Raw genomic sequence first — 18,664 nt, 5'->3', positions numbered from 1 at the left:
GCGCAAACAGAAAACATGCAAAAGTTATAAGCTGATCACAAAATAAATGCATAAGTGCACGCAAATAATTGCTCATATGAGCAATATCGAGTAATTCATCGTTTAGATCAATCAAGTCAACCGGAGAGGGAAAGTGAAATTTTTATTATAAATCAGACGGATAGTAGATTTTTTGAAGGTTTATATATGCGAACTGACCTATGTCAGAGGATTTGGCAATGCTCTGATCTAAGTCATGAGGGTTTACAGAATGACTGATAGCAGTGCCTGATGCATGCCTGAGAGGAAGGTGATCAAGGGCGCGGGCTACGCCCCTGTTGCTGATGTTCCGGGATCTATTTCAATCAGGAATTGACAAGCTTCACCGCAGTATCGAAGTCAGTGATTAACACATCTAAAAGGCCTGACTTCAGTGAAGCGACGATGCCTTCATACTTCTGTTCTCCCCCCGCCACACCAATCACGGTTTTCGTGTTACGCAATTGTTCGGTTGAAATACCAAACCCAAGACGGCTCATCGGGCTATCAAGGATCTCGCCTTTACTGTTAACGAGAGTAATGCAGACATCCGCAGCGATATCTTTCTCAAACAGATTTTTTTGCCACGACTCGGGAAAAATATCACACAAACTGGATGAGCCCGTTTTCCAGGCGCCAATACCGGTGATGACAACATCCAGCTGAGAATAATATTGTTGGGTATCCACCACAGCCGGATCACTGGCCAGTTTTTGGGCCAGGCTTTCATCATCCACCCACATCGGCACATACATAGGATGTGCCTTGCCCTGAGAGATAGTCGACAGTCTGTGGATAAGGTCGATCGGGCCCTGGCTAAATTCAATGCCCGGATGAACGCCAGATAGCTGAACAACATCTAATGCCGGCAAGCTGGTGAGTTGACTCACTGTGCTGGATAAAACGCGTCCCCAGGCAATACCAACCTTCATTCCCTCAGCGAGATTATTGTTGAGATAACTTGCAGTGATACCCCCCAGCTTCTCATTCAGTTCTTCCTGATTGGACCAGGATTCTGACACGGAAAGCACGATTGCCTTCTGCAGACCATACTTTCCGCAGAGATTAAGTGCGATCTCTTCGTCAAGCAGTTGCTGCTTTGGAAAGAGAAACTTCACATACTCTTCCTTTATTGCCTCATCGATAAGACGCGCCGCTTTAAATCTCGAAATCTCGAGTTCTTCAGCAATCTCAGTTTTGGTCTTCATCTCAACAAAGTAACGTCGGACGACGAGAGAATAGATATAGCGGGGATCGTAACCTGACCAGCGGCTGTTTTTTATACGTTTAGGCATAGAGCATTCCATCTTCATCCAAAGACAATATCAGCTGAGTTAAACTGTTACCCCTGCAATTTACTCATAAGAGTACACTTTTACCTGCTCTTTTGACATGAGCAAATGAGTCTTATCTTTTGGCGGTGTGATAGCTGACACATCTGATGATAATGGGTGAAGAGACCAGAGTTTTTTAGACGGTGGCAAGGCTTTACATTATGTGCTCTCAATCAGTGACGCTGTGGCCTGTGATTTCTGTTTTTTGGCGTGAAACGGGTTACATTGCTCATGTGTTCCTCGCAGATAAAAATGCCCATCGGGTGCGGCCTGAGTTCCACCGGGACAACCATTCATCCCAGATTTTCCGTTTTTTCCATTAAGACCAGCCCCACCGTTTTGATTACCGATTACCACGGATCCCCCTTTTCCTCCAGTTCCGCCTTTCCCGCCTTCACCTCCCTGACAGGCAAACGCTATAACGGAAAATCCCGTTAAAAAAAGATAAGAAAACAATTGAGCTCTGTTCATGTCTTTTCTCCAGGTTGCATCGGGTTTCGTTAGTTAGGGTAGCTGATTTACATTTCAATCCGTTCACTTTGCGCTGCGCCATTCTAAATCAGTACAAAACACATAGCGAAAAGATCTGATAGCCACTTAGGTGCAAGATAAAACATAGAATTTTAAGGGATGCACTTATGAAATTCTCACTTCCATGTGTGAATTTACCCATTTCGTAGCCAGTGACTCAGAAACTATTTACACGCTATAAGATTGGCCATCTGTTCCTGGTCCGGCAGACCGACGATCTGTTGAAGCATGTTGGCGTGGTTAAGATAATAAATTGCTGGCGTACCGCTTGCCCCCACATCTTCCATCAATTTCTGGTTGTATTGGATCTGCGAGAAAATCGGCTGCGGCGTTTTCTCCAAAAGTGCAGGCTTGTTTTTGCCACCCGACAACTCGAAATCCTGCCAGACCTTCGCGGGGTTTTCAGAAGACAATATCGCAGCCGCGTAACGGCCACTGTCGGGCTGCATGACACCCACTAACTGCGTTTTCAAAGCGATTTTATTGTCCTTAATATAGGGCTGCACGTCCTGTCTGAATTTTGTACAGTAAGGACAGAAGGGATCGGCAAACACGACAATCTGGCAATTTGCATTATTACTGCCTTCCGTGATACCGGCAGCTTTGGACAGTGTTTTCCACATCTCGCGGCCAGCAGGGATGTAAATCTCCTCTTTTATGACCTGTTCGCTGAGGTTACTTCCATTCTCATCGTACATATAACCTGATATGGCATGTTTTTTATCGGGGGTCAGATAAATTGTCACCCCCGTTCCCTGATATTTTCCCAACCAGCCCTGGACCCCGCCTGGAGCCGTGAAGGGTTTGATTATTTCTATACCTTGTTTTTCCAACTGCTTGACCGGTGCGGGAAGCGCTGCGGGCGTTGCTGCCTGAACCTGCGAGCCGATAAGTGCAGCAGATAACGCGAGGATGTATTTGTTCATTCTTATCTCAATATAATACGTACTCATTACGGGCCGTTGTTTAACAAACCTCCGGCCCTCCCGTCACGTGCTAAATGGCACTACTCACCCTTATCTCATCGTGACAAATTCTTCTGCCGCAGTTGGGTGAATTGCCACGGTATTGTCGAAGTCTCTCTTCGTTGCTCCCATTTTCAGCGCAACAGCAAAGCCTTGCAGTATTTCATCCATGCCTAAACCGATACCGTGGATACCGACGATTTTCTCTTCCAACCCCACACATACCAGCTTCATGCGGGATGGCTGGCGATGACGCGTCACGCCGGTGTACATGGCGGTAAAAGATGACTGATAAACTTTCACCTGATCATCACCATATTCCTCACGCGCCTGGGGTTCAGTCAGGCCAACGGTACCTATTGTTGGGTGGCTAAAGACGACTGTGGGGATATTGTTGTAATCCAGATACTCATCCGGCTTGTTGTTAAACAAGCGTTCTGAAAGGCGACGGCCCGCAGCAACAGCTGCCGGTGTTAACTCAACCGCACCGGTATTATCACCCACCGCGTAAACACCCGGCACGTTGGTATTCTGATATTTATCAACTTTGACGTACCCTTTTTCATCGAGTTCAACACCCGCCATCTCAACGTTCAACTTGTCATTGGCTGGCTCACGGCCAATCGCCCAGATCAAACAGTCAACCGTTTGTTCACGACCATCTTCCAGCTTCAGTGTCAGGCTGCCGTCCTGGTTTTTGACCACTGCAGTGGGGATCGCTTGGGTGTGCAACGTTGGGCCTTCGACGTTCATGACTTCAACCAGTGTTTCTGTGAGCAACGGGTCAAAACTGCGCAAAGGCGCATGCTTACGTACGAACAAATGGGTTTTTGACCCCAATGCATTGAGAACACCTGCCAGTTCAACAGCAATGTAGCCTGCACCAACAACTGCAGTGCGCTCCGGTAGCGCCTCAAGCGCAAAAAAACCATCTGAATCAATTCCGTATTCCGCCCCCGGAATAGAGGGATGGCTAGGGCGACCACCGGTGGCTATCAATATATGGTCAGCGGTAATCGTTTCCCCGTTGACCTCCACCGTATGTCCGTCCACAAACCGGGCAAAACCTTTGATGACATCTACCTTGTTTTTACCTAACACATTTTCGTATGAAGTATGAATACGATCGATATAGGCACTGCGGTTTTTTAGCAAGTTAGTCCAGTCGAGGCGGTTTAATGTGGTATCGAAGCCATAGTCTGGGCCATAAAGATGAATGGCCTCTGCGATTTGCGCAGCGTGCCACATTATTTTTTTCGGTACACACCCCACATTGACGCAAGTCCCGCCCAACTCCCGCGCTTCTATCAAAGCGCATTTCTGCCCATACATCGCCGCACGGTTGATTGAGGCGATACCACCGCTACCACCACCAATCGCGATATAGTCATAGTGTTTCGTCATTTTGTTCTCCAGGCAGCATCGCTGCGGTCATCGTTCAGGTAGCATCGCCAGAACTCGCACTCAATGCCTTGCTTATACGGTTGAGCCCCTCAGCAAGCATAGCGCGTGGACAAGCCAGATTAAGGCGGATGTGCCCGTCGCCGTTACTGACAAACATTTGCCCCCCTTCAAGCAATACACCCGCATGTCTGGCAAAAAAGAGGGTTACTTCTTCCTGATTACTGTCATCTACCAGACGAGAGATATCAATCCAGGCAAGATAAGTCCCTTCCGGAATGATAAAACGGGCCAGCGGATGATATGTCCCTAGGTAGTCCTGCAGAAAACGGAAGTTCTCGTCAATGTAGTGCCTGACCTGAGTCAACCACTCATCGCACTCGGACCAGGCGGCCTTGTTAGCCACCAGGCTCAGCGGAGAGATAAAATCATCATGCAGGCGAAGCCATTCGGCTCTCACTGAGGCATCAGGGATCATGATGTTTGCAAGCAGGTTACCCGCCAGGTTGAACGTTTTGCTGGTCGACATGCAGGTGATAATTTTATGATTTTCAGGAAAAATTGACGCGGCGGGGATATGCGTGACGCCCGAGCGGGATAAATCACAGTGGATTTCATCAGAAATAACCCACACATCATGTTTAAGGCATAACGCTATCATTTTCTGCAACTCATCACGTCGCCAAACTCGCCCGGTGGGATTATGTGGGTTACAGAGAAAGAAGGCTTTAATTCGCTGCTGGTCATCGCTCAGGGCTTGTTCCATTGCCTCAGAATCTACCGCCCAGTGGCCTTCGTTATTTCTAAGCGGGCAATCGACGACGCGACGACCGCTATAGTCCCCGGCTTTTTTAAACGGTGCGTAAGAAGGGGTCAGGATGAGGATGCTATCTTCTTCGTGGGTGAGTAACGGCACCAATCGGTTAAGCGCAGGGATAATACCGGGGGAGAAAACAATGCTTTCTTCCTGAAACCGGTATCCGTAATGCCTTTCACACCAGGCCCCAAAAATCTCATAGTAGTCCCTGTCATAAACGCGGGTGTAGCCAAGAATTTTTTTATCTAACCGGGAACGTATGGCTTCAAGCACCGGCTCGGGTGTGGAAAAAGCCATATCTGCTACCCAGAGGTTTATAAAACCATTCGCCGGTACTTCCGGCGCGGGGCCTTCATGGGCACCAAACATATATTCACGCCAGCCGTCGACGGTTAAGCTGTCTGTCCCTGCTCTGTCCACTGCTTCATCAAAATCGTATTTCATAGAGGTTACCCGATTAGTTTATCCAAAGAGGTCACAGCGTCACTGATTTTGCTAACGATTAGATATTCCTTTGCTTTAAAACCTAAAAAACCATTTGCAGAGTGATCAAGTCATCACTGGCACGTTGATATCAGTGTCGTATTTTCTGACCCGGTGCCTTGATCACCAACAGAATGCCCGCAAGGACTGCCAGCGTTGAAAATGCCATTCTGAGGCTCAGTGACTCGCCCAAAAATGTTACGCCTCCCAGCATCGCCAGACAGGGCACACTCAACTGAACCGTACTGGCTGCAACAGACTCAAGACGAGGTAAAAGTGAATACCAGAGTACATAGGCTCCGGCAGAAGCACCGGCACCAGAGAGTATTGCCAGGACAATTCCGATACCGTCGAAGTGCGCTCCCTGGCTAATGAACGGCGACAACACCAGGGCAAAAGGTACAGCAAGGATGAAATTTGCCGCAGTGGCCTGCGCTGCGCTGGGAGAGCGCTTTCCGCAAAGGGTATAAGCCGCCCAGGCAAGGCCTGAAAGCGCCATCAGAACAGCGCTGCCCAAGGGGGGCGCTTTGGCACCAGGTAAGAGAAGAGCAGCCATGCCGGCTACAGCCAGCCCAAGCCCCGTTGCTCTGGAAAAAGACAGCCTTTCCCCATGGAAAAGGCCATGAGCCACCATCGCCAGTTGCACAACGCCAAACAAGAGCAAAGCACCTGTTCCTGTATCCAAATGGATATAGGCAAGGGAGAAACACAGGGCGTAGGTCATAAGAAAGAACCCGCTTTTCAAGCTCCAGACGCCCTGCTTTTTCCCCTCACGTCTCAACAACAGTGGTAACAAGACCACCGCCCCGCTCATCAGGCGAAGGTCACTGAACGTCACCGGGTCAATATGTTCGCCTTTCAACGCAATCCGACAGAGCACAGAATTGGCTGCGAATGCCATCATTGCTATCACTATCTTGAATCCAACAGACCGCCCCATCAGCGTGACGCCTCAAAATTAATAAATTACGTGGCAATCTATCAATTAGTAGGTAGGATGGCAATATCTACTTATGGCAGCCAGACTAAAATGGTACGCCTTTTCAGGTCATGCCTGGAGCATTGGCCTTTATCATTGCCAGATTTATGTGAAGCCGTAGACCTGTTACTAACAAAGGAGAACATATGCAAGATTTCAACGTACTGCTCGAAGCAGCATCAGATTATAACGAATTTGTTGGCAGCGGAGCAGAAGAAGACCGCAACGCATTGCGGCATTTTGAGGGGCTTGCCAACGAGGCATTACCTGACGATGTCATTAGTAAGCTCTCGCAACTTCCGGGTTCGTACAGCATTCTGGTAGCTGCTGAAATGTGGTGCCCCGACTGCCATAAAAACTTGCCTGTAATCCATGCCATTGCCGCGTCAGCGCCGGCAATACGTCTGGGTATTATCACCCGCAACAAGGCTGAAGCCGTCTTTAAGGCACACTTTGGTGTCGATAAAGTCAAAATTCCGTTTGCCGTGGTACTGGATGAGAACGCGACTCCGCTGGGGCAGTTTATTGAACGACCTGAAAATGCTACCGGCAACAATGGAGAAGTGAGCGAGAGGTACAAAAACGGTGAGCTTCTGGTCGATACCGCCCGCGAAGTGACTTCAATTTTTCCAGGAAAATAAGAGAGCGTTAAAGTTAAATTAATTGAATCTCAACTTGAAGGTAATAAACCTGGAAGTTGAGCAATGCCAGGGAAATAATAAAAATAAACCATAGCAACAATGCCCTTAGCCCTGCATCTAAGCAGGGCTTTTTTCGCGTAAAGAAAGCATGCTACGCAGTTTTGTATGTGCAATCAAAATGCTACGCCCGTTTATTCAGTGGCCAACGACATCACCAGCAGCTTCGCGAAGCTTTACACTCCCTCTAAATGTAAGCAGAACTCCAGGCAACGATAATCCCGGCAACATATTCCGCATCCTGAGGATGCGTCAGAAGATGATCTGCTTCACCCAGTGAGATAAAGCTTTTCGGGTGTCTGGCGGCTTTAAAAATTTTCTCTGCCTGTTCAATCAGCACGGTATCATCATTGGGAGCATGAAAAATCAGCAGCGGCTTATTCATGGTAAATACCTTTTCCGCTATTTTATGCTCCTGAATGTTATCCAGCATTTGCTTTTTGAGCGTGAATACCCGGCCTGCAAGCTCTACCGGGAAAGCGCCATGGTTCCTAATATCTTCGATATTGTCTTTGAACAACCGCTGTACATGCGTCAATTCGCCTGGCGAACCTATGGTTACGACCGCTCTGGCCTCAGGCACTTTGCCTGCAATAGAGAGGATTGCCGAACCGCCAAGGCTGTGACCAATCAGCAGCGAAGGAGCCTCGTATTCCCGACGAAGATAATCGACCGCGCACAGCAGGTCAGAAATATTCGAGGAAAAATTAGTATTGGAAAAATCGCCTTCGCTGTTGCCTAACCCCGTGAAATCAAAGCGAAGCACCGCAATTGAATTTTCTGTCAGTTTCCTGGCAATGCGTGCAGCACCTTTCAGATCCTTCCCGCAGGTAAAGCAGTGCGCCAACAGGGCAAAGGCTTTTGGATTTTCTGGCAATTCAAGCAACCCGGCAAGTTCCTCACCTTCTGCATTTTTGAAGGTAAATTTCAATTTTTTCATTATGTTAACTTTCAGAATGGTTGAATTACAAGCAAGATACCTATCAGCCGCCCCATCATGGGGCGGCTTTGCGAGGTTACGACGAGCTTATCTGCGAACGGCCATGATACCGGCATCGACATCCCAGATTGCGCCAGTCACCCAGGAGGCTTTGTCGGACAACAGGAAGAAGATGGTATTGGCCACATCTTCCGGCGTGCCGACACGCCCCAGCGGATGAAAAGCGTTCAGCGATTGCATTGCGCCGGCAATGTCTTCTTTCGCCATGAAGCCTTCATAAATCGGGGTATGCACGATCCCTGGCGAGACCGCGTTCACGCGGATACCCGCACTGGCCAGCTCAATGGCCAGGTTGCGTGTCAAGGCGTGGAGACCGGCTTTGGCCATGGAGTACGCGGAAGCCGGTGAGTCGCCGAGTGCGGCTTGCGCGCCAATGGAGCCCACGTTCACAATCGCCCCTTCACGGCCGTCGGCCAGCATGTTCTTCACCACGTCCTGTGTGATGAAGAAGGTTGCCCGGTTCAACATCAGGTACATGTCGTAATCGGCTTCCAAATGCTCGGTAAAGCCTTTCGGCATGAAGATCCCGGCCGCATTGACCATCAGGCTAATATCGCGATGATTAGCATTAATCTCCTGACGAATGGCGTTCATGCCCTCTTCGGTCATCAGGTTTGCCGCAATCACGGACACGGAACCCAGTGGGCTCAGCTCTTTCTGTACCGCTTCTGCCTTGTCTTTTTTATTGCCCGTCAGTACCACGCTGCCACCGGCTTTCAGCACCATACGCGCCGTTTCCAGACCCATGCCGCTGGTGCCACCCACGACAAGCAGTTTTTTGCCTTTAAAGTCATCGCTCATTTTGAACTCCGTTATTTGCAGGGTAGATTTGCCGGCAGTCATGCAGCCGGCTCGTTCAGGTTTCAGATGCTGCAACCGTCAGCGCCGCAGGTCTGGCCGTCGGTTTTTGCCAATTCAGCCGCTTTTTCTTCCCAGACTTGCTTCAACGCGTTCAGGAAGTTGTCCGCAGATTGCGCGCCGCTGATGGCATATTTTTCATTGAGCAGGAACAGCGGGACACCGCTGACCCCGATCGACCGGGCATGGGCTTCATCTTCAGCCACCGATGCACGGAAGGCCTCATTGGCAAGGGCACTTTCAGCGTCGGCTCTGGACATGCCCACTTCTGTAGCTAACGCAATGAGCTCCTGCGGATCGAAAATGGAACGCCCCTCAGTCACACTGGCCCGATAAAACCGTTCTGCCATGGCGTCGCCCATATTGGCGTGACGTGCAGCCGCGAGCAGCGTATGGGCATCTTCGGTATCGCCAAAGAGCATGGTGTCAAAGTTATACTGGAGCCCTTCTGCCTTCCCGGCCGTGCCCACCTGATTCATCATCAGTTCCGCCCCATGTTCCCCGCCAAACTTCTTGTAAAGGGCTTTGCGGAACGGCACGGCAGGCCGGTCGCCGGAAATACGGAAACTGTGGTGGCGGACCACGACCTGCTCCTTGTGTTCAAAGGCGGCAAGGCCCTGTTCGAAACGCTTTTTGGCAATCCAACACCAGGGGCAGACCAGATCTGACCAGATATCTATCGTAATAATCGGCTTAAGGGTTTGCATATTGGCTCCTGAATACCCCATTAATGTCGTCTGGCGGTGCCTCTTTATGTGGGCACCGCAAATACCACCAGCTACGTGGCGTTAGTTGGCTTCCCAGGCGGGATAATCGGTGTAGCCTTTTTCCGGCGACCCCGTCACGCCGTAATACGTCGTGCGATCGCTTTCAGCCAGCGGCCAGCCGTTCTGCATTCTTTCGACCAGATCAGGGTTGGCGATGTACGGCACGCCAAACGCAACAAGATCCAGTTCGTCTGCCTCAAGTGCGGTTTCGGCAATCTCGCGGGTGAAACCGCCGGCGGCAATAACGGTGCCCCTCAGGGTTTTACGGAACGCGGCTTTGAAACCGGCAGGTACCGGTGCCTGGGTATAAACAGGTTGATAATAGAGGTGCACATAAGCCAGCTCACGTTGGCCGAGGGCCGCAGCGATACTTGCCCAAATCTCTTCTTCACCTTCATAAGGCGCCAGGTCGTAAATCCGCCCGAACGGTGAAATGCGCAAGCCCACCTTATTGCTACCAATAGCCGCAGAGATGGCATCAACCGTTTCCAGCAGGAACCGCTGACGGTTTTCCACAGAGCCACCGTATTCATCAGTGCGAGGGTTCAGTTCACTGCTGAGGAACTGGTCGAAAATGAAGCCGTTAGCCGCCATGATTTCCACGCCGTCAAACCCGGCCTCCATTGCCAGACGCGCTGAATGGACAAAGTCAGCGGTAACGCGTCGAACTTCTGCGGTTTCCAGCGCACGCGGCTGGCTTGGAACGACAGGCCCCGGTTCGCCAGACTCGGTCAGTGCAAAGACGGTGGTGTTAACCGCTTGTACGGTACCGGCGGAAACTGGCGCGATGTTGCCCGGCTGAATTGAGGTATGAGACATCCGGCCCACATGCCACAACTGAGCAAAAATACGACCGCCCTTCGCATGTACCGCATCGGTCACTTTGCGCCAGCCCTGAACGTGTGCAGCGTTGTAGATCCCCGGGGTATACAGATAGCCGCGCCCTTCTTCAGAAACAGGCATGCCTTCGGTGATAAGCAGCCCCGCAGAGGCGCGCTGGGCGTAGTAAAGTGCAACGACGTCATCCGGCACGTCGTTCATTGTGCGGGTGCGGGTCATCGGGGCCATGACCACGCGGTTTTTTAACTGCATGCCTGACAGATTGTAGGGGGTGAACAACTTACTCATCGTATACCTCGCAAGGCGAAAGTGAGAAAAGCCCCGCTGGGGCCGGAGTTAATACTTAGCGGGCCGGGGAGCTGACGATCACTTCCTGATGCCGGTTAAGCGTATGGCTGCACTATACCTACCTACTAGTTGATTGGTCAATAGGTAAAAGAACAAATCATGCTGTCCTTTTGTCACCGGAGACAGGCACAGGGAATGCTGTGTAAGGTGAGCTCCCGTCGGTGAGATGGTTGTCATCCTGTGAAATCAGGGAATTACAAATATCATTATTGGGCGTTATGGAGCTAAGACTGGCCGGTTCAGGGCGGCGAGGAGTCTTTCTCTCCCCTTATCATTGGGATATTAATCACCCCGATGGAGAAGAGTAAATGTCCAAACTTCACCTTACTGTTATCAGTACATTATGCCTGGCGTTGTCGAGCCAGGTCGCTTTTTCAGCCAGTTTTACGCTGACAAGTCATGAGCTTGAAAAAAACCATTTCCCCGCAGCTCAGACCCTGAGTTCACCTTATGGATTTGGGTGCAGTGGTGGAAACCTTGCCCCCTCTTTTAACTGGAGTGGCGCGCCGGCAGGAACTCAAAGCTTCGCTCTCAAAATTTATGATAGGGATGCGCCGACAGGCCTCGGTTGGATCCACTGGCAGGTGGTGAATATTCCCTCATCTCTTCACTCGTTACCGGCTGGGATAACGGCGGATAACAAAAATCTCCCGCAAGGGGCTCTTCAGACCCGGACTGATTTCGGTATCCCGGGTTATGGCGGCCCTTGCCCGCCGAAGGGTGAAACGCACCGTTATGAGATCACGCTGACGGCACTTCGTGTCGACAAACTTCCGGGAATAACGGCGGACTCGACGCCCGCCCTGGTCGGCTTTATGGCAAAAGCGAACTCACTGGGCGAAGCGCATCTTCAGATTACGCAGGGCCGCTAACCGCAGCCAGGTTGCCGATAGCCTGGCCGGAAACCCGGACCAGGCTGGGGCTGAATCCGAAGCGAGTTCGAAATCTGGCGGCGAACTTAGACGGATTTTCATAGCCGACTTCCAGGGATATGCGGGTGACTGAAAGATCGGTCACCTGCAAAAGTGTCAGGGCGCGGCACATGCGAATGTCAGTCACCAGATGGGTGAATGACGTATTTTCGGCATGCAGATGGCGTCTCAGGGTGGTGGCCGACATACCCAATTCAGCCGCCACCTGCGCAGTATTCCAGTCTTGTGATATGTCTGCTGCAACGAGTTTGCGGATTTTTATCGCCAGTCCGGTATGTTGTTTCAGCGCGAAGAAAATTCGGTATTCATCCAGCCAACTCAGCATCTCTTCCATACGCCTGGCCACGATACTTTCAGGTATGTTTTCAGTATCTGTAATGGCCTCCGCAGTGTGATAAAAGGCCTGGCGAAAACTGTTGCCTGGCTCTGCCATTTTATTTGCTTCGTTCATGCTCATACGTGGGGCATGCATGAAGCAGTAGTTTTGGACGAAATCGGCACAAAAACTCAGCCATGATGCTTCGTACGTACCCGTTAAAGGTGATGGTGTATTGATGATATCAAAAGAGTGCCCCTCCCCGATGACCACCGCGTCCCCCGCTTCCAGCGTTATCTCCTCTTGCGCCCAGCGGATTATTTTCCTGCCATGGCGGACCAGGATGATTGTGGGTTCATCTATAGTGATATGGCGCATCATCAGGGGCTGCGTATGCAGCACATGCGCTGTACTCCCCACATTAATACGACTGGATAATGTTCTTTCCATCATCGCCTTACGAAAAGGAATAGGCCTGCCCTGTAGGCCGACACTTTATGGATGGGCTTGCTTTTTTATAAAGTAATCCCGATTTTGCAATACGTCAGTTTTCTCATTCAGATGGAGTGAAATATCATAATCCTCAGCACGCCGTCCACATAAGATGACGCTTAGCCCTTGATAAAACATGGCATTGTCTTCGCTTAAGCACCTTTCTATCGATGATAGCTTTTTATGTTAATCAAATCTACCAACTGGTAGGTAGCATTACTATTAAGTTACATCCTGCAGGAGTGAATGATGCGTGAATTACCCCTTTACAATGAAGATAATTTTAGAGAAATCGAGAGGCATGAAGGGGTTGCGGTGGTGCGCTTCTCTGCCCCCTGGTGCCCACCTTGTCAGATGAGCGAAGACATTTTTAACCATTTTGCCGAGCAGATAGAAAGCGACGTCAAAGTCGGCAAAGTGAATGTGGATCTGGCACCGGTACTGACCACCAAATATGAAATTTGGGGACTGCCGTCCGTACTGATGTTCAAGGATGGGCAGTTGGTCCAGCGTATACCGGGTGTTAAATCGGCAGGGTTTTATCAGCAAGCATTGTCAGAGCTGAAAAAAGGGCAGTGATGCCATTTTATCTATGTTTAAAAAAGTCTCTTAGCGGTCTGATGCATCATCGGCAAGCGGTTACCCCTCGTTCAGAGTGATAACCGCTTTGTTATAAAATAACCGACCAGTCTGCTTAGCGTTATTTATTGCGTTGGAAGGCCGGCATCAACGCTTTGTTATGTTCGATCACTTCATCCAATGCATTTTCAAGCAGTTGACCGCTTTTGACTAGGGGATTAATAACCAAGGCACGCCATGCCGTATACCGATTACCACTGATGGCTGCCTCAATGGTCAATTGCTCAAAGCTTTTCATCAGTTGAATCAGACGAAGTACATCTTCCGGGAAAGGTTCGACATTCAGTGGTATCGGTCCAGAACGGGTGATCATTGAACTGACCTCAACCGCACAGTCATCCGGCAGGCCCGCAATCGCACCATCGTTTCGCGTATTGACATGCATGATGATGCGTTTGTCGTTATATATTGCGCTCATCAATTCACATGCCGCATCCGAATAGTACTGCCCTCCCCGACCTTCCAGCGCTTTCGGTTTCTCGGCGAGTTCCGGGTTTCGATAAATTTCGAATAGTTCTCTTTCGAGCTCCTTTACGATCTCACCACGAGTCCCTTCCCCTTGTGCTTCGCCAAGCTCCTGACGGTACATGTCGTCGCTCATGTAGTAATAACGCAGGTAGGGGCAAGGTATCATTCCCATATTCGCCAACAACCGATCCGGCCATTTGAAAGGAGGAATATTTTTAGGCACCAACGGATCATTCCCCTCTGAAATCAGCTCAATGACCTGAGGAAGCTTATCCTTACCCTCATGATAAATATGGCGCGCAAAAATGAAGTGATTAAGTCCCGCGACCTGCATGATAAATTCATTGATATCGCTGACACCTAAAGCACTGGCAATACCCTTTTGCATAATAACAGGCACGTTGCACAGCCCTACGGTTTTGACTGTGCTGTGTTTCAGTATCGCTTCAGTGACCATTCCCGACGGGTTGGTGAAGTTCAGCAACCAGGCATCCGGGCACAGTTGTTCCATTTCTTTCGCTATAGCCAATGCAATCGGGATAGTGCGGCATGCATTGGCAAATCCACCCAGACCATTGGTCTCCTGACCGATCATGTCGTATTTCAGCGATATCCTTTCGTCGCTGATCCGTGCGTCCAGGCAGCCGGCCCTGAACTGAGAACAAACAAAATCGGCACCGAGCAGTGCTTCTGTGCGGTCAAGGGTTTCATAAACCGGTATATCCAGCCCATTTTTTTCCAGCATCCGTCGGGTGAGGCCCGCGATAATCGCCATTTTTTCACGGCCATCCTCAATATCAACCAGCCATAACTCGCGGATCGGAAATTCATTTTGACGCTTGATAATGCCTTCCATCAGTTCAGGTGTGTAGCTTGAACCCGCTCCAATAACCACTAACTTAAGACCCTTCATTAGATATTCCCCTCATCGTTGTTGTCAGGACGTCTGTTGGGCCAATTAAAGAGGACAAGGGGCTTAGTGGACAAACGATCAATTCCGGGGTATGCATTACTGTAAATAATGCATAAGAGAAAATTAAGAAGGAAAATGATGAATGCTCGCTCAACAGAACATACTGGCACTATTGCATACGTTTGAAACGGCAGCACTGCATATGAGCTTTACTAAGGCGGCGACTACTCTCAATCTGACGCAAGGGGCCGTTAGCCAACGCATTCGTTCTCTTGAATCCATGCTCGGATTCAGACTGTTTATTAGAATGACCAGAAAGCTTCAGTTGACCGATGAAGGGGAGCGTTTACTTGGCGTACTCGCGTTTTCACTTAAACGCATCAGTGATGAAATAGAAGATATTCGCGTGCAGGGGCTGAGAGGAACCTTGTCTGTCGGCCTTCCACCTACCTTCGCTTTTCTCTGGCTGATGCCGCGCTTACCGGTATTTACCGAACGGTGGCCGGGGCTGAATATCAATTTCAGAGTGAGAGCCGGTCTGGTAGATTTTAATCTCGAACGAGTAGATGTCGCTATATACTACAGTAATCTGAAACACCCCGATCTCTACTGCGAACGGTTATCTGAAGAGACGCTGGTTCCCGTCTGTATTCCATCTCTTGCAAAAAAAATCAGGCAAGCAAACCATTGGTTAGCTGAAGTCCCATTCATTCATACGTCTGAATCCGTTGACTCCCAGAATGTTTTTTCCGAATGGCGAGAATGGTGCAGGGAGTCTGGCAAAAACCTGCCTGTTGAAGATAATTTTTTGAGCTTCAACAATTGTCAGATGTCTATTGAAGCGGCACTCAATGGCGGCGGTATCATCATGGGCAGAAAACGACTCATTCGACATTACCTCGATGAGGGCCGACTGATTGCCCCTTTTGAAATAGAAATACCCGCCGGGCGAGGATATGACCTCATTATGCCACGAGAAAACCTTAACCGACCGGGCGTTCAGGCTTTGGCCGAATGGGTAAGAAATGTGTTTAACGAGGAATAAAGTCTGTTTTCGTTCTGATAAAGGGCAATGTAAGCCATATCAGACCTAATGCCAGAGAGCATGATGAAAATGTATGTCAGAAGTGAAAAAAGGGCAGTCATGCCCTTTTATATTTTCAACGCGATAACTATTGCGCTTTCAGTTGCTTAATCGCATCCAGCGTACGTGCGGAATAGACAACGGCAGCGCCTGCATTTAGGTTGATTGCCACACCCAGGGCTTCAGCAATTTCTTCTTCTGTGGCGCCAGCTTTAACGGCAGCTTCGGCATGGACGGCGATGCAACCATCACAGCGAGTCGTCACCGCACAAGCCAGTGCAATCAGTTCACGCACTTTCGCGCCCAGGAGGTTGGTCTTATTGCCGGCGTTGCCCAAAGCCATGACGCCTTTTAGTGTTTCCGGGGTCAACTTACCCAGATCACCAACACGTTGCATCACTTCTGAGCGGTATTCATTCCAATCTAACATGGGGTCATCTCCAGAATTATTTTCTTTTAACAATCATTAGGATCTGTTCAAGCGTATCGTTGAAAAGCTCAGGCTTATTAATCGCCCGGGAAACAACGCTGGCGCCCTCGCATAAATTCAAAATAAGCAGAGCCATTTTTGATGGCAGCAGGTCAGCAGTCAGCTCCCCTGCATCAACGCCACGGCTGACAATCCTGGTCAGCCAGGCAATCTGCATATCGAAATATTCGGTCGCCCGAACTCTGATATTCGGTGGCAGATTGGCCATTTCCGAAGACAAAGCACAGCACAGCGGCATACGCGACGTGCGATAGCTTTCGATGAAAAGCTCCACGTAGGCGGTAAGCATCTGCGCAACCGTATTCTCCGTCGCTTCAATCTGTTCAAATCGGTTTTTGGTATCGGTATGGGCCTGAATCACCACTTGTTCGCCCAAAACATCTTTGGTTGGGAAGTGGTGATGAATACTGGCCTTAGTGATACCAATGCTCTTTGACAAATCAGCATAGCTGAATGCAGAGTAACCCCGTTCGCGCATCAGATGGTCCGCTTCATTCAGAAGCCTTTCTCGTGTCATGACTGACATATAATCCTCACAATTATAATCTACTAGTTGGTAGATATTATCTGCGCCTGTTGTTCCCTGCAAGGGGACATCAGTTCACAACAGTAATTTAACCTTCTCTGATAACGCGTTTTGGTCGGAGTTAATAGCCATCAGGCAGTAGGGAAATGACAGTGTTCAGTCATTTCCCTCTCTGAGCTTTACCTACGCCAACCGAGTATCAATATTGACCGGGTTCGCCAACGTATCGTGGATCGGCGAGCTTTCTGGCAGTGCACGAACCATTTCTTCAAGCTGTTCACGGCTGGCGGTCGGACTGGAGAGCTTAACGCCAACACGGATCGCTTTCGCCCCGTTGCGAACTTTTTCGTCAAGACCCAGGAAACCGTTCAGATTAATGTCGAAGTTCAGGTCAAGTTCAATACCATCAAGCTCAATGCCCTTTTCTGCCGCCATCACAGTCAGAGTCGCGGTATAACAGCCGGCAAGTGCCTGCAAAATGTACTCAGCTGGGCCCATACCGCTATCAGTACCCGATAAATCAGCAGGTTCATCGCCAACATTAGCAAATTTTCCGGCGCGACTGGTATCAACCTGGCCGTTCTGGATAGTCGCATGAGTTTCCACCCGGACGGATACCCCACCGTTGGATTTACTCTTCATGTTAAAGGTGAGATTGCCCAGCTCTGGCTGCTGGCGAATAGCTTCTCGTGTACCGCGAATAACATTAGCGTCAGCAAAAGGTTTTTTTGAATTAGTCATGACAACTCCTGAAGTGTCGAGTGATCTCAAAGATAAGGTTGGTGCCAAACGCAATCAACCTACTAGATGGTAGATTACTTTAAGATTGAGGTGTTGTCTACCACTATGGGGGCAACTTCTTAAGATAGAGCTACAAACAGGGACGTAAACGCTGCGATATCTACATTATGCGATGTATCGTGCTGACGTCCGAGTTCGGCATCTTGCTAAGCATCTTAATCGCTTGTGAGCTATGACCTCCTGACGGCATAGAATCTATGCATCTTTAACAGTACCCAAGTATAGAAGCATAGTTTTCAGTAATTATTGAGTATGAAGGACTGATCAAAAGAAACAATATAGGCAATCATCATAAAAGTTATTTCTCTCGTACTAAATAACCGTTATAGACTGAAATCACAGAACGATTGACCGAAGTGAAATCAACATTCAGCAATTCAATTAGCGGGGGAGCGACCATATGGAAATCCACAACCGGACTCCAAATGTATATGACTTGCTTGAAATAAACAAAATCCTACTTTCAACTTCAAATAATGGTGAGTCATTTGAGAAAGACTTACATCTCAATGGATTCATAGAAAAACCATGGGGATATGAGTATAGAGTTTATTGTGATTCTATTTTTGATGTATGGCGCCTTCATATATCAAAGAATCAATCCACTTCAATGCATTGTCATATACTCAAAGACACCGTCCTTATATGCCTACATGGTGATGGCGAGACCAGATTTCTTGATGGTACACATCAGGCGTTAAAATCTGGGGACAGCATATATATTGCAAAAGGTGTATTCCATCAGACTATTTCGGGAAAATCAGGCATCGAATTAATCGAAGTTGAAAATCCAAGAAACAAATTCGACTTACTCAGACTTAAAGATAATTATGGCCGGCAAAATATGGCATATGAAAAGAAATCACAGGAACATGATCTTTTACCTCTGACCTGCTCCCCGTTGATTAATACACCACGATGTTAGTAATGTCTTCATAAGCCACATGAGGACATCCCCATGAAG

General features: G+C 49.1%; 20 protein-coding genes. 5 read left to right on the top strand and 15 right to left on the bottom strand.

All coding sequences use genetic code 11. From position 1 onward, the window contains the following. Positions 1-344: 344 nt before the first annotated feature. The 6 genes from ACFX4U_RS22480 to ACFX4U_RS22455 all read right to left on the bottom strand — a co-directional run bounded on the left by ACFX4U_RS22480 (position 345) and on the right by ACFX4U_RS22455 (position 6,489). Complete coding sequence (locus ACFX4U_RS22480; protein ID WP_015697025.1) at positions 345-1,313, bottom strand: sugar-binding transcriptional regulator; 969 nt, start codon at positions 1,311-1,313, stop codon at positions 345-347. Between the two features lie 198 nt (positions 1,314-1,511). Continuing rightward, the gene (locus ACFX4U_RS22475; protein ID WP_071825604.1) at positions 1,512-1,823 is read right to left on the bottom strand and encodes a hypothetical protein; all 312 of its coding nucleotides are present in this window, start codon (positions 1,821-1,823) and stop codon (positions 1,512-1,514) included. A 224-nt stretch (positions 1,824-2,047) separates the two neighbouring features. After that, on the bottom strand, positions 2,048-2,809 hold the full coding sequence (dsbG, locus tag ACFX4U_RS22470) for a thiol:disulfide interchange protein DsbG (protein ID WP_032693652.1): 762 nt from the start codon (positions 2,807-2,809) through the stop codon (positions 2,048-2,050). Positions 2,810-2,899: 90 nt separating this feature from the next. Continuing rightward, positions 2,900-4,252 (bottom strand): glutathione-disulfide reductase, encoded by a 1,353-nt coding sequence (gorA, locus tag ACFX4U_RS22465; RefSeq protein ID WP_032693568.1) that lies wholly within the window; start codon positions 4,250-4,252, stop codon positions 2,900-2,902. A 34-nt stretch (positions 4,253-4,286) separates the two neighbouring features. Beyond that, positions 4,287-5,510, bottom strand: coding sequence for a MalY/PatB family protein (locus ACFX4U_RS22460; RefSeq protein ID WP_094898030.1), 1,224 nt, complete (start codon positions 5,508-5,510; stop codon positions 4,287-4,289). A gap of 130 nt (positions 5,511-5,640) precedes the next feature. Beyond that, entirely contained in the window at positions 5,641-6,489 is an 849-nt protein-coding gene (locus tag ACFX4U_RS22455; RefSeq protein ID WP_049264873.1) for a DMT family transporter, read from the bottom strand. Positions 6,490-6,674: 185 nt separating this feature from the next. Between ACFX4U_RS22455 and ACFX4U_RS22450 the strand changes: the two genes are divergently transcribed. After that, complete coding sequence (locus ACFX4U_RS22450; protein WP_049264871.1) at positions 6,675-7,169, top strand: thioredoxin family protein; 495 nt, start codon at positions 6,675-6,677, stop codon at positions 7,167-7,169. 244 nt (positions 7,170-7,413) lie between these two features. Here the strand turns inward: ACFX4U_RS22450 and ACFX4U_RS22445 are convergent, their stop codons facing one another. The 4 genes from ACFX4U_RS22445 to ACFX4U_RS22430 form a co-directional block, all read right to left on the bottom strand. Continuing rightward, positions 7,414-8,166 (bottom strand): S9 family peptidase, encoded by a 753-nt coding sequence (locus ACFX4U_RS22445; protein WP_049264868.1) that lies wholly within the window; start codon positions 8,164-8,166, stop codon positions 7,414-7,416. 87 nt (positions 8,167-8,253) lie between these two features. Further along, positions 8,254-9,027: an SDR family NAD(P)-dependent oxidoreductase gene (locus tag ACFX4U_RS22440; RefSeq protein WP_015697019.1), complete on the bottom strand. Its 774-nt coding sequence runs from the start codon at positions 9,025-9,027 to the stop codon at positions 8,254-8,256. Positions 9,028-9,089: 62 nt separating this feature from the next. Continuing rightward, positions 9,090-9,791, bottom strand: a complete 702-nt coding sequence (locus ACFX4U_RS22435) for a DsbA family oxidoreductase (protein WP_032693563.1) — start codon at positions 9,789-9,791, stop codon at positions 9,090-9,092. An 81-nt stretch (positions 9,792-9,872) separates the two neighbouring features. After that, the gene (locus tag ACFX4U_RS22430; protein ID WP_049264864.1) at positions 9,873-10,979 is read right to left on the bottom strand and encodes an alkene reductase; all 1,107 of its coding nucleotides are present in this window, start codon (positions 10,977-10,979) and stop codon (positions 9,873-9,875) included. A 368-nt stretch (positions 10,980-11,347) separates the two neighbouring features. On the opposite strand from ACFX4U_RS22430, the gene ACFX4U_RS22425 reads away from it, so the two are divergent. Continuing rightward, positions 11,348-11,911: a YbhB/YbcL family Raf kinase inhibitor-like protein gene (locus ACFX4U_RS22425; protein ID WP_015697016.1), complete on the top strand. Its 564-nt coding sequence runs from the start codon at positions 11,348-11,350 to the stop codon at positions 11,909-11,911. Here the strand turns inward: ACFX4U_RS22425 and ACFX4U_RS22420 are convergent. Next, a complete protein-coding gene (locus ACFX4U_RS22420; RefSeq protein WP_049089937.1) occupies positions 11,895-12,740 on the bottom strand; it encodes a helix-turn-helix transcriptional regulator in 846 nt (281 codons plus the stop codon). The genes ACFX4U_RS22425 and ACFX4U_RS22420 overlap by 17 nt on opposite strands. A gap of 288 nt (positions 12,741-13,028) precedes the next feature. Between ACFX4U_RS22420 and ACFX4U_RS22415 the strand changes: the two genes are divergently transcribed. Next, positions 13,029-13,358 carry a co-chaperone YbbN gene (locus ACFX4U_RS22415; RefSeq protein ID WP_094898028.1) on the top strand — a complete coding sequence of 110 codons (330 nt, stop codon included), beginning with the start codon at positions 13,029-13,031 and terminating at the stop codon, positions 13,356-13,358. A 121-nt stretch (positions 13,359-13,479) separates the two neighbouring features. Here the strand turns inward: ACFX4U_RS22415 and ACFX4U_RS22410 are convergent, their stop codons facing one another. Beyond that, a complete protein-coding gene (locus tag ACFX4U_RS22410) occupies positions 13,480-14,799 on the bottom strand; it encodes a 6-phospho-beta-glucosidase (RefSeq protein ID WP_048284451.1) in 1,320 nt (439 codons plus the stop codon). 142 nt (positions 14,800-14,941) lie between these two features. On the opposite strand from ACFX4U_RS22410, the gene ACFX4U_RS22405 reads away from it, so the two are divergent. Continuing rightward, positions 14,942-15,844, top strand: a complete 903-nt coding sequence (locus ACFX4U_RS22405) for a LysR substrate-binding domain-containing protein (RefSeq protein ID WP_380218689.1) — start codon at positions 14,942-14,944, stop codon at positions 15,842-15,844. 127 nt (positions 15,845-15,971) lie between these two features. Here ACFX4U_RS22405 and ACFX4U_RS22400 read toward each other — a convergent pair whose 3' ends face one another. From ACFX4U_RS22400 to ACFX4U_RS22390, 3 genes are all read right to left on the bottom strand, one after another. Continuing rightward, a complete protein-coding gene (locus ACFX4U_RS22400) occupies positions 15,972-16,313 on the bottom strand; it encodes a carboxymuconolactone decarboxylase family protein (RefSeq protein ID WP_032693558.1) in 342 nt (113 codons plus the stop codon). Between the two features lie 16 nt (positions 16,314-16,329). Continuing rightward, positions 16,330-16,899 carry a TetR/AcrR family transcriptional regulator gene (locus tag ACFX4U_RS22395; RefSeq protein WP_094898027.1) on the bottom strand — a complete coding sequence of 190 codons (570 nt, stop codon included), beginning with the start codon at positions 16,897-16,899 and terminating at the stop codon, positions 16,330-16,332. A 183-nt stretch (positions 16,900-17,082) separates the two neighbouring features. Beyond that, positions 17,083-17,640 (bottom strand): OsmC family protein, encoded by a 558-nt coding sequence (locus tag ACFX4U_RS22390; RefSeq protein WP_129991140.1) that lies wholly within the window; start codon positions 17,638-17,640, stop codon positions 17,083-17,085. A gap of 460 nt (positions 17,641-18,100) precedes the next feature. On the opposite strand from ACFX4U_RS22390, the gene ACFX4U_RS22385 reads away from it, so the two are divergent. Next, the gene (locus tag ACFX4U_RS22385) at positions 18,101-18,625 is read left to right on the top strand and encodes a hypothetical protein (RefSeq protein WP_380218690.1); all 525 of its coding nucleotides are present in this window, start codon (positions 18,101-18,103) and stop codon (positions 18,623-18,625) included. Positions 18,626-18,664: the final 39 nt, after the last annotated feature.

Source organism: Kosakonia sp. YIM B13588 (genome assembly GCF_042788165.1).
In the GTDB taxonomy this organism is placed as follows: Bacteria; Pseudomonadota; Gammaproteobacteria; order Enterobacterales; family Enterobacteriaceae; genus Kosakonia; species Kosakonia sacchari.
This window is presented reverse-complemented; position numbering and strand designations above follow the sequence as displayed.